Genomic DNA, 11,979 nt, shown 5'->3' on the forward strand with positions numbered 1-11,979 from the left:
TTCATCCCTCCATGACGATTCGCACATTAGCCGGATCCTGGCCTTTGGTCAGCTGATCGATGAAATCGTCGAACCGCTTTTTGATCTCTGTAGGTGTTGCCGGGCCACTTTCAATCTGCAATGCTTTTTGTAACTCCTGCGCTTTAACCGATACTTTAACCAACCCAGACAGCACTTCTTTCAGGGCATGGACAAAGTTTGTATCCAACGGAACCGGCAGCTCCCCGGATTTGATAAACGCTTCCAGCGGCTCACGATCGTCTACCTTCAGTAGGTTCATGTTAGCTTGGGTGATCGGATCTTCCAGATTAGCCAGAAGCGTTGAAGTCCAGTTACCCACCATGGCTTCGAGATCGTTATCCATCTGATCGATCATCTGTGAACCTTGGGCGACACCCGTTTCCACCGATGGGCGGAACCCGCAGTGAGGACAGACCGGTGTGGTATCCAAATTCCCTTCGGTCAAGGCAAAGCAGCTTTTCAGCCCGGCCAACCGGTTCTGGTAATCAATGAGTTGCTGTCTCGGCATCAGATCGACACCTGCCAGCTTCAGGAGCGTCTGCAGTCGATGGTCTTCCACCAAGGCTGCTTTGCGTTTGTCGTCGTTTACGCCCAGTCGGGCCTTGGTATGCAGGCCGATGTAGACAACGATGTAGTCTTTTTTAAGCTGCTGAAGTTTTGCTCCGATAACCTGGGACTGGTTCGCCAGCTTTGTCAGGTCAGTCTGATTGAGCATTTCCAGTACATCCTGCCGGGTGTTTTTCATGCGGTTCACCCAGTTATGCTCTGGAGGAAGGACGCCCTCGGCGGTTGAAAGCCATGAGGCCGTCGGACTGTGGTCCATGACAAATTTTCGCAGAGCATCTAGATCATCCAGCGCTTTTACCGCTTTTTCATGGGCCTTCACTTCGTCCATGCTGTAGCGGAAATTCTTCAATTTGCCCGGTGATGTGTAGGCTTGGAGCGACTCAAGGAACGTCTTGGCAGCATCCAGTCCAGATACCTGATTGGCCAGATCGGTCCCGGCAAGAAGATCAAGTCCCCAGAAGGAAAGCCCTTCACGCAAGGCCTGTTGTGTCATCACGATCCGTTTAACCAGTTTTCCTACGGCTTGCTGCAGATCCTGAATCGGTTCTTCTTTGCCTTGAGTAATCAGCTGGGCCATTCCAGGTGTCATGCCGAGAAGTTCGAACATAGACTTGAGTGCCGGGAGATTCCATTCCTTGGGTTGCTCAATGTGCTTGAATCGGATGAGTTCATCCATTCCAGTTGCCGCAAGCTGCTGGAGTCCGGTAGCGTCGAACTTCTTCCCAGGGATAGACAGAACGATGTCGCCGGAGTAAACCAGAGCGGCTATCAGCACCGTTACCCATTCCGGTTCAAGACGAGAGCTATCCGGATTCATATATTCCAAACCGTGATCGTCCTTGATGATTTCATTCCGGTTGACGACCTGGCCGTGACCTTTGGCCTTTACGATGTCGAGGATGAAACTTATGTATTTGGATTTGTAAGGGGCTATCTTTTCTCCATCCAGAAGTTCCAAGGCATCTAGTACAGCCGTTGCCTGTTTTGTTCGGTTCTGGCCGCCGATTGCCCGGAGAGCATCTTGGGCCGCTTGAGCCCTGTTGCTCTCGGTAATCAGGACGGGAAAAAACGGGTACTCGGGTGCCTGATTTTCAAAGTTAGGTGCAAGGCACACTCCGGCAATGGTGTTGACAAGATCCCGGAAGTTGATGGTTTCGTGCGGTGATAGACCTGAAATGTCTCTGATGGACTTGCCTTTTGCCCATTCCGTCATGGATTTGGCCCGGCCCTGATAGGTAACCTCGAAGGCCTCCAACATATGTTTTTGCAGCCATTGCACCAGTTTTTTCAGGAAGCCATTCGCTTTGGCGTCATAGGTGGCCTTGGCATGGCCTGAAGATGTGCCCGCTAAGTCGAGGGCTGCGGCATAGCTTTTCAGAGATGTCTGGAATTCTTCACCGGTATCCTTTGACGGCTTTAAGCGGAAGAAGACCTCGTCGCTGACCTTATCATCTTTAAATCGTGGTGGGTCGTTTGGCTGAATGAAGTAGATATAAAAATCCCGGGTCGGTACGGCAGTAGATCGCTCGTTGGGTGCACCGAAAAAGAGGTAGCCGGTGCGGGCAGCCTTGTGATCCTGCCAGACCAGTTCGTGCTGCCATATTTTGTAACCGGTCACATAGGTCGAGTCCTGGCATTCCATGACTCGTTTTAAGGCTTCATAATAGAATCGATCGAGCTGTGCATCACCCAAGCTCTCGGCCCGTCTGTCGATCAGGGCGTCAAAATCGTCGGTTTTCTTTAGGTCAAGATAGAACTGACGGTTATCAGCGTTAAAGGAGATAAACTGACCACTGACGGTTTTATGTATTTCTCGAAGAACGGTTTCAACGTGGGTCTGCAGGTCCTTGTCGGGCTCATCACTGCCCAGCTCTGCAATCAATGGATCAAACAGACAGAGACGGTCGCGCAGTTCCTCTGCGCTGGCTCCCATTGGCGCGTAGATATCACCAGTGGTTAGGCGGTGGACGGATAACGCGTGGATCAGGCGGAGTGCCATGGGTTTGTATTGCTTGCGGGTGATGGCGTTTTCGATCCGTGATTCCAACACTTGACTACAGTCAATCACCGCCCGGATTTCTGGGATAGCCCGGAAGGATGGATTTTGTTTTAAGGTATTCCAGTAGCTGTCAAAGGCGATCAGGCCGGGCTCGTTGTCCGGGACGTCTTTATCCAAAAAGCCCTTCATGCCTATGGATAGGGTTTTGAGGACTTCACGCTTTTCGACAACGGTCACTCTTTCGAACGTATCTATGTAATCAGGGTGTATCGGAAATAGCCGGACAAATTCGTCCATGCGCTCGTTCATGCCACCGTAATATTTGGCAAACCGGGTGAGATAATCTCTGATCTTTGCCTGTTGTTCTGTGGTTTTCTTTAACAGACGCTCCGAGACCACAAACTTAACGTCGTTTCGGGCAATAAGTATCTGTTCAAACCGGTCTTTTACCCGACGAATGCTGTCAGCGACAAAGGCGAATCTCGGGCTGTCAAATATGGCTTCCTGCACACCGGCCATAAAACGGAAGCGAAGGTCCTTGCAAACCTCGCCGACTTCGCGAAGGAAGTTCAAATCGAGGATAAGCTCCTGATCCTTTCGAGTCCTCAGATAATCCAGTAGCTCATCGACTACCAGTAGGAGACCTTGTTCAGGAAAAACTTCGCCAAACTTGGACATCATGTCTTCAAAAACCCGCTTATGGCTGGTGATTGTTCCCGAGTCCGGGAAGAGGTAACTTACGCCCATATTCTCGAGATGCTCTTCCAGTTCTGCCACCAGAATATCTCTGAGTGACATGGTCGTTGCTCCAATTTCTGTACGGATGACCTTAAATTTACCGGCAATCTTTTCTGCGTCCGACTTAACGCTTTCGTGGTTTAGACTGTCAAGCAGAGATGCATCGGCAGCAATACTGGAAACGACAGACATCAAGTGAGATTTACCGGTACCGTAATTACCGACCACCAAGAGGCCTTTGTTATCGACGGGCTGTTCAAACTGAAGCTGAGGAATTACAATGCGAACCATTCGCTCTGCCATTTCATCAGAAATTACGTAAGTATCAACCAGTTGATGAGCAGCACTTTTTTTATCAGCATCCCGTAGCTGAACGACCGATTCTATTGGATCAAATTGAATTAGCTCTCCGTACTTCATATTAGTCTACCCTCGCTTAGTTTTTTTTAAATTTAACGTAGCCTCACCGCTCACGCTGACAACCAGAGTGTCTGTTAAATCGTAACTTCTATATTCTCGGTGACCTGGCTCCGCATATATCAGCTTGCCTTTTTCAAAGGTGCCATTCCAAGATGCCACAACAGTTAAATTTCGGGATATTCCCTGCAACAAGCGCAACGGATCCTGCTTAAGCTCAACATCAAAAAGGATCTCAATGTTGTCCAGAAAAACCTTGTCCCCATTCCCGTTGACTGTCTGTGCTAAAATCCTGCCCAACCTCAATTGCCTTTGTTTTCCAGTTAATTCAAGCAACTCCTTCGATAGGCACAGATTGATATTGATAGGCTCGACATCATACAGTTTTGCCAAATTTTGAACAACGGAAGTTTTACCGGAACCACTTTTTCCAACTATCAACACAAGACGGTGATATAGATCTTCCGCTGCTTCGAGCAATCGTATCACTTGATTTTCTATTGGATCTACCATTTATTGCTCCTATCTATGATTCATAATTATTTATCCGATTTATCATCGGATGTATGAGTATCCGCGCCACCAGTCTCAACCTATGCACAGAGCTTGATCGGTTGGATCTGTGTTTTCCCCCAATGGCTCCGTGTTGAGTGGTATGTTCCAAAATGGAACATACCACTTGTTCCTCTAATTCGCCAATAACGTACAATATCTTTCGCACATTTACTTGAAGTACAACGTAACAGCAGCCCTCCCACAAGGGTAGGAAGGCTACCGCAAATCTACGATACCACAGATAACACCGGGAAGACAAAACATGTAACATCCTACAAGTGGGGGTAAAAGAGCCTACATGGACATGGAACATCTCAGAGAACCGATTCTCTTCGCTGTGTGCCGTTATGGTGGTCCCTTTTTCGGCTATGAATCCCTTCCTCCCGAATAGAGTATAGTTAATGCAGCAGCTATTGATACTATAGCTACTGCTATAAAGCCCACCACACGAAATACAATCATGAAAATTTTCGCTATAGTCCCAGTATCAAAAGGCTGCGGATCTGAATTATCGACCACGCTTTCTCGCTCTAATTTTGTATCTTTCATATTACTCCTCCTAACGTCTAAGAAACATGCTTTATAAACATAGCAAACGAATCTTAAAATAGGGTTTTTAGCTCTCACATTAGCTGTTGACCCAGTTGAACTGCACCAGATCGGAGAGCGCCAGAAAATGGCGCTCTCCGTAGCAACTCTAGCTCTGTTTAGGCTTCGGTAACTTAGCCATTCAGGCAAGAGGACTTTTTGATACGGTTATTTTTTCTGGAACAGGAGCAAAGGCAAGAGCAAGAAAAGTGCCGCTGGGGCAATCCCACCTATAGAGCATCCAGCGCCACCGCTTCCACTGCTTGCGGGAACAGGCTTTGCGGTATTGATTGCATCGATAGCTTTTTGAATATCCTCTTTTACTGGATCCACCAGTTTATCTATTTCACTCTTATATTCATACCATTTAAACGAATCAAGATTCAATAATCCCATGTTCACAAGATCCTGATAGCTATAATTCCTTGAGCCTATCTTTTCCATGATAGTCTGTATCAGATGCTCTTCCGTATCCACAGCAAAGACGGACCCCGATAGATCCTCGAAGGTTAAACCAGTCCCTGGACGATTGGACACATTTACAACAACGTAGTACTCCCCGTCCTTTTCCTCTACTGTAGCGAGTCTTTCCGCTACCAAATTTCTCCCGTTGAACATTATCACGCTTTCTTTTGAGGAGATTTTAAGACGGAAGGTCAGGGTGTTATTGGAGACGTTCGCCATAAGAGACCTGATCTGGGCCACAGGAAGAGATAAATCAAAGTTATCTCCATCATCAGAGTCATTGTTTTTTATCTGAACAATCACAGGAGTTATAGCCTGAGAGCCTTCGTATTTAACGGCTATATCCGTCACGTTCTTAGCGTGATCCTTCTTTGCAGGAAACTTTATATCCTTTACATCACCGTCAAGATTCACGGCAACTATCTCCGCTACTTTATCCTCGCTAAATAATTTCAAAAGATCTCCGTTGCCGTTGACTATGTCTGCTGTCTCACTGGAAGTCATAGGCTTTGCTCCACTGTCAGAGCTTATATCTTCATCTTCCAATTTAAAAGGTTCTATATCGGAAGGCTCAACCTTTGGTATCACCGGTGTAACAGGATCGGTATCTAGATATACCGTGACAGTCCAATTCAGAAAAGACTTATCTTCTGCGATTATCTTGTAAGAGACGGGGGATGTAAAATCATTAGCGGTTACCCCACTCTCCTGACTTAGAGATCCAATCTCAGCGGAGGCTCCATCGGAGAGGGTAAAATCAGCCACCAGAGAGGATACATCCGTTCCGCTAGGCATGGTCACGGTGACGGTATGAGCGGAGCTGTCGATTATAGAGCTCACCTGACCGGGAATAGAGTAGCTGGTTATATCCTTGCCGACCCTTGGAGCTGGGGCAACGTTTACCGTGACTACCCAGTCTCGAACGCTTTTATCCTCGGCGGTAACTCTATAGGTAACGGGATTCGTAAAGTCGTTGGCGGTCTTTTTGCTTATCTGAGCTACTCCGCCGACCTCAGAAGAGGCTCCATCGGAGAGGGTAAACTCAGCCACCATAGACGATACATCCGTGCCGCTAGGCATGGTCACGGTGACGGTATGAGCGGAGCTGTCGATTATAGAGCTCACCTGACCGGGAACAGAGTAACTGGTTATATCCTTGCCGATTCTTGGAGCCGGGGCAACGTTTACCGTGACTACCCAGTTCTGAACGCTTTTATCCTCGGCGGTAACTCTATAGGTAACGGGATTCGTAAAGTCGTTGGCGGTCTTTTTGCTTATCTGGGCTACTCCGTCAACCTCAGAAGAGGCTCCACCTGAGAGGGTAAATTCGGCCACCATAGAGGATACATCCGTTCCGCTAGGCATGGTCACGGTGACGGTATGAGCGGAGCTGTCGATTATAGAACTCACCTGACCGGGAATAGAGTAACTGGTTATATCCTTGCCGATCCTTGGAGCTGGGGCAACGTTTACCGTGACTACCCAGTCTCGAACGCTTTTATCCTCGGCGGTAACTCTATAGGTAACGGGATTCGTAAAGTCGTTGGCGGTCTTTTTGCTTATCTGAGCTACTCCGCCGACCTCAGAAGAGGCTCCATCGGAGAGGGTAAACTCAGCCACCATAGACGATACATCCGTGCCGCTAGGCATGGTCACGGTGACAGTATGAGCGGAGCTGTCAATTATAGAGCTCACCTGACCGGGAATAGAGTACGCAAGAATTGCTTTTCCGGTCTGCAAAGCTACGGCTGTCGTCGTAAAACTAAACTTACTTTTCCAGGTACTCCCTTTGTTGTCCCTAGCACTAACTTCCCACGTGTACTTATCCCCCGGGTAAAAGCCGGACGTTTCGAAAGTGATTCTACTTGGCCCTATAGATGAAATACTTCCACTGCTCATGTACGTTCCCTTTTCGTTTCTTACTTGAATAGTATATCCTGCTATCGGAGTTCCATCCTCGTTGTAACAGCGTGCCCAGGATAACGTTTGGTCCAATGGAACATCGACGGCATTGTCCGCTGGTATGGGATCTGACGGTTTTTGAGGCTGTGAGAAAGCCGAGGCCCAGGTGGGACAAGAAAATACTGCCACCGCTAGAAAGGCCAACAAGAACAGACTTACAAACCTTTTTGTCATGATAAAATACCTCTTTCTTTTTAATTTAGAAGATCTCCTTGTTTAAAGAATTTCAGCTTTAATAAGGTATCTTCCTGCCCTGTTCTAACACCCCCTTACAGACACTCCAACGACCTAGCTTACTGAGTAGTTACATTTTGTAGATCATATTTTCAGCAGGAATAATTAAACCTTCTACTCAGCCCTCTTCTGACCTTCAGAAAAGTTGACATTAAAATACTACACCAGGCATACGACATTTTAAGTCGTAGCTACCCTAAATATATATTTAGGCACATCTTCCGCTCCCTTTCCCCAAGAAAGACTCTCTTGCCCTATAATCTACACACAGAGAGGGGGGCTTCATTTGGAAAAGATGATTTTAGGAAGGACAGGGCTTTCCGTCACCAGAAGCGGCTTCGGCGCTCTTCCGGTACAGAGGATTCCGCTTGAGGATGCGGCAGAGCTGTTGAGGGAGGCGTTCGAGAAGGGGATCAACTACTTCGACACCGCCAGGGCCTACACGGACAGCGAGGAAAAGATCGGAAAGGCGTTGTCGGACGTTCGAGACAGCATCGTTATATCCACCAAAAGCCACGCCACGACGCCCCAGGAGCTCAGGGAGCACGTGGAGACCAGTCTGGCGACGATGAAGACCGACTACGTGGACATACTGCAGTTTCACAATCCGAAGAAGGTTTTTCTGCCCGGCGGAGAGGACGGCATGTACGACGCCCTGGCGGAGCTGAAAGAAGAGGGAAAGGTTCGTTTCATAGGCTACACCAACCACAGCCTGGACAGGGCGATGGAGGCGGTTCGCTCGGGATATTACGACACGGTACAGTTTCCCCTGAACCATCTGTCGGCCCAGAGGGACGTGGAGCTGGTGGAGGAATGCTCGAAAAGGAACGTCGGGTTCATCGCCATGAAGGGTATGTCCGGCGGGCTTATCACCGACGCCAGATTATCCTTCGCCTTTTTGAGACAGTTCGATAACGTGGTACCCATATGGGGAATGCAGAAAAAGTCGGAGCTGGAACAGTTTCTCGAGCTGGAAGCGGCTCCTCCGTCGCTGGAGGAGCTCCAGGATCTCATAGACGAGGACAGAAAGGCACTTTCCGGCGATTTCTGCCGTTCATGCGGCTATTGTCTGCCCTGCCCCGCCGGAATAGACATTCCTCAGGCGGCCAGGATGTCACTTCTGTTGGGCAGGATGCCCTGGCAGCCCTTCATGTCCGACGAGTGGCGTGACAAGATGGAAAAGATAGAGGACTGCATACACTGCGATCACTGTAAGAACCATTGTCCTTACGGCCTGGATACCCCGGAGCTGCTCAGGAAAAACCTCGTCTTCTACAGAGAGTTCTACAGGGAAAAAGCCGGCAAGAAACTACCTTAAGGAGGGCTGAAGGGAACCGAAGCCACGAGAAAACAGATCGGCTACGGCCTCTTCCGGCACGGGGCGGCTGTAGAGAAAGCCCTGCGCCGACACACAGCCTATGCGGAGGAGCAGATCTCTCTGTTCCTCCGTCTCCACTCCTTCGGCTATCACCCTAAGCCCTCTCGCATCGGCGAGGGCCACGACGCTCTTCACTATAGCCTCGTTCAACGGTGGAGCCTCTTTACCAGGCATGAAGGATCGGTCTATCTTGAGGATGTCCACGTCGAAACGGGCCATATAGGCGAGAGACGAGTATCCCGTTCCGAAATCGTCTATGGCGAGGGAGACGCCCAGTTCTTTCAGACTCTCCAACATACTGCAGCTTCTGTCCAGGTCTTTCATCAGGGTCGACTCGGTCAGCTCCAGCTCCAGAAGTTCCGGAGGAAATCCCGTTTCCTCCAGGATTCGGTCTACCATGAGGACGAAGTCGTCCTGTTGAACCTGTTTCGCCGATATATTAACGGCCAGGGGAACTCTAAGTCCCTCCTTCAGCCAGAGTGCCCCTCTACGACAGGCCTTCTCCATAACCCATCGTCCCAGATCAACTATGAGGCCTGTTTCCTCAGCGGCCGGTATGAAAAGCTCGGGAGAGCGATCTTCCTCTCCGTCTTTCCAACGACAGAGGGCCTCAAACCCCAAGACCTCTCCGGAGGACATGTCCACCTTTGGCTGATATGCCAGAGACAGCCCCGACTCTCTCGCAAGAGAGTCGGCGAGGCGACGTTCCATGCCTATACGCTCCCGAAAAGAGACCCCCATTACGTCGTCGAAGAAGACTATCTTTCGTCCCGATTTCTTAGCCTCGTACATGGCTATATCGGCATGGCCGAAAAGATCTTCCCAGGTGATGCCGTGATCAGGATAGACGGAGATTCCCACCGAGGCGCCTATGGATATATGGGCCCTTTCAGAAAGCTTGAACGGCCCATCCATGCAGTCCAATATCGATTTACCCACCGAGTAGGCGTCGCAGTAATCGTCGGAATATATCATGACTCCGAACTCGTCGCCGCCAAGACGGGATACCATGGAGGAGGGATCGAGCGCCCTGGAGATGCGGTCTGCCACGCAACGGAGCAACTCGTCGCCTATGGCGTGTCCTAAGGTATCGTTCACGTTTTTGAACCGGTCCAGATCGATGTAAAGAATCGAGAAGGGCTCACCCCTCTTTACCCTGAAGCGGCCTTCCCTCACGAAAGACACCCTGTTGGGAAGGTCGCACAGTTCATCTCGAAAGGCCAGACGGCGGACCTTCGCCTCAACCTCGGCCTGTTTCGTGACGTCCCGATATATGCCGTAGAAACCGACGAGTTTTCGGTCCACCTCTATGGGGCACCCGAAGATCATTACCTTTATGATCTCTCCGTCGCCTCTGAGGCGGGTTCCCTCTAACTCTACTTTTTTATCTTCTAATATCCTTCGGTTTATCGCCAGCCCCTCGTCCACCCTGTCGGGGGGAAGAATCATCTCGTCCAGTTTTTTACCCAGCAGGTCTTTTCTTGAAAAACGGAATATACCGAGAAAGGCGTCGTTGACGTCCACTACTTTCTCGTTCGGGTCCAGCAGGACCACTCCGTCCGGCAGGGTCTGAAAGAGTCTCTTCAGGGATATTCTGTCCTTACGGTTTACCGTTTCGGCCGGTATCGCCTTTTTTATCGCCTTCTCGAAAAGCGAACGAACGAGAGAGACGATCTTCGCTACTCCAGCCATCTCGGGATGTTCTCTCGGTAGAGCTTCCTTATCCTACCGGTAACTTCTCCGGGATCGCCGTCCCCCACCGTTATGTCCCCTACCTGAACGACCGGCATTATTTCCTTCACCGATCCGGTTATAAAGGCCTCCTGGGCCTCGGACAGCTCCTCCAGAGACGGAACCCGCAGCTCCAGGTCGATCTCGTTTTCCGTCAGTATCTGAAGGAGAAGAGATCGGGTGGTTCCGGCTAGAACCACGTCGTCCGGAGCGGTTACGACCTTTCCGTCTTTTATCATGAAGAAACTGCTGTGTCCCGCCTCGGTTATTCCGCCCCCTGGACAGTAAAGCACTTCAAGGGCCCCGGGATCGACGCTGTTTTTTGCCAAGGCGGCACTGTAGTCTATGCTTTTCGCCGAAGGCATCAGCCTAGCTCTGTCCAGGGGAAAAAGCCGGACTCCCTTGACGTAAAGCTCCTTATCGGGAAGAACCAGGTCCTGAAAGGAAACGAAATAACGGGGATCGGGGAAACGACATCCGTCCACGAAATTATCTCCTCCGGTTATGTAGAAGTTCACCAGAACCTCTCCGTCTCCATCCATCCGGCCGATTCCCTCTCTGACTATGGATTTCATAGCCTCCACTCCAAGCTTGTTCTCTATTCCCAGGGCCGAAGCGGATTTCAAGAGTCTCTCCAGATGATAGGTCATCATCATGGGCCTTCTGCCGTAGGTCCTGACGAGATCGAAGACTCCTATGCCTCGAAGTATTATGTGATCCGAGAGAGGAAGAGCGGCACGATCAAAGGGAAGGAAGTTTCCGTCCATATAGCAAAGTCTCAAATCGATCCCTCCAAAGGTCTATGTAAACTTTCATAGCACTCCCGGTATTGTACCTCAAAAAATTCAGGAATCGAACCTTTTCTTGAGAATATCCAACGCCTCTTCCGATCTGGATTTAGCCAGGATGCAACACAGAGATTCTGGAGTCTCCACTATCATCTCCAGGTTTATGCCCCTCTCGGCCAGGGCGGAAAAGACGTCGGACAGCAGTTCGGGACGGCCGGAAAAGCCCTTTCCATAAAGGGCCACTCGACATATTTCTGTATCGAAGGTCACCCCCTGGGCGCCTATTTCGCCGGGCATCTTGCGACAGACGTCTATGGCCTCTCCTATGCGGGAGTCCTTTATCAGAAAGGCTATGTCGTTTACGTCTCCTCTCATGACGCTCTGGATGACCATCTCGACTGGTACCTGAGCCTCTTTAAGGGCGGAAAAAAGATGGGCCGCTATGCCGGGACGATCGGGAACCCCCAGCACCGCCACTTTAGCGACATCGACGTCGCAGACGATGGTATCTATGGAAAAACCGGACATTTCATAGA

The 11,979-nt window shown here is 49.9% G+C and carries 8 protein-coding genes; 1 reads left to right on the top strand and 7 read right to left on the bottom strand.

Annotation, left to right across the window (positions count from 1 at the left end; all coding sequences use genetic code 11):
• Position 1 precedes the first annotated feature (1 nt).
• The 4 genes from DPEP_RS12015 to DPEP_RS12030 all read right to left on the bottom strand — a co-directional run bounded on the left by DPEP_RS12015 (position 2) and on the right by DPEP_RS12030 (position 7,486).
• On the bottom strand, positions 2-3,745 hold the full coding sequence (locus DPEP_RS12015; RefSeq protein ID WP_005662440.1) for a DUF6079 family protein: 3,744 nt from the start codon (positions 3,743-3,745) through the stop codon (positions 2-4).
• Positions 3,746-3,751: 6 nt separating this feature from the next.
• Positions 3,752-4,255, bottom strand: a complete 504-nt coding sequence (gene brxF, locus DPEP_RS12020) for a BREX-3 system P-loop-containing protein BrxF (RefSeq protein WP_005662442.1) — start codon at positions 4,253-4,255, stop codon at positions 3,752-3,754.
• 408 nt (positions 4,256-4,663) lie between these two features.
• Entirely contained in the window at positions 4,664-4,846 is a 183-nt protein-coding gene (locus DPEP_RS12025) for a hypothetical protein (RefSeq protein WP_005662444.1), read from the bottom strand.
• A gap of 207 nt (positions 4,847-5,053) precedes the next feature.
• The gene (locus DPEP_RS12030) at positions 5,054-7,486 is read right to left on the bottom strand and encodes a Synerg-CTERM sorting domain-containing protein (RefSeq protein ID WP_005662446.1); all 2,433 of its coding nucleotides are present in this window, start codon (positions 7,484-7,486) and stop codon (positions 5,054-5,056) included.
• 355 nt (positions 7,487-7,841) lie between these two features.
• Here DPEP_RS12030 and DPEP_RS12035 point away from each other — a divergent pair, with 355 nt between their 5' ends.
• On the top strand, positions 7,842-8,864 hold the full coding sequence (locus DPEP_RS12035) for an aldo/keto reductase (RefSeq protein ID WP_241760517.1): 1,023 nt from the start codon (positions 7,842-7,844) through the stop codon (positions 8,862-8,864).
• On the opposite strand, the gene DPEP_RS12040 is transcribed toward DPEP_RS12035, so the two are convergent.
• From DPEP_RS12040 to DPEP_RS12050, 3 genes are all read right to left on the bottom strand, one after another.
• A complete protein-coding gene (locus DPEP_RS12040; RefSeq protein ID WP_005662450.1) occupies positions 8,856-10,616 on the bottom strand; it encodes a putative bifunctional diguanylate cyclase/phosphodiesterase in 1,761 nt (586 codons plus the stop codon). The two genes, DPEP_RS12035 and DPEP_RS12040, sit on opposite strands and share 9 nt — an antisense overlap.
• The gene (locus DPEP_RS12045) at positions 10,604-11,422 is read right to left on the bottom strand and encodes an aminotransferase class IV (protein WP_241760482.1); all 819 of its coding nucleotides are present in this window, start codon (positions 11,420-11,422) and stop codon (positions 10,604-10,606) included. Before DPEP_RS12045 ends, DPEP_RS12040 begins: the two co-directional genes overlap by 13 nt.
• Before the next feature lie 78 nt (positions 11,423-11,500).
• A complete protein-coding gene (locus DPEP_RS12050; protein WP_005662453.1) occupies positions 11,501-11,971 on the bottom strand; it encodes an ACT domain-containing protein in 471 nt (156 codons plus the stop codon).
• Between the last annotated feature and the right edge of the window lie 8 nt (positions 11,972-11,979).

Source organism: Dethiosulfovibrio peptidovorans DSM 11002, assembly GCF_000172975.1.
Taxonomy (GTDB): Bacteria; Synergistota; Synergistia; order Synergistales; family Dethiosulfovibrionaceae; genus Dethiosulfovibrio; species Dethiosulfovibrio peptidovorans.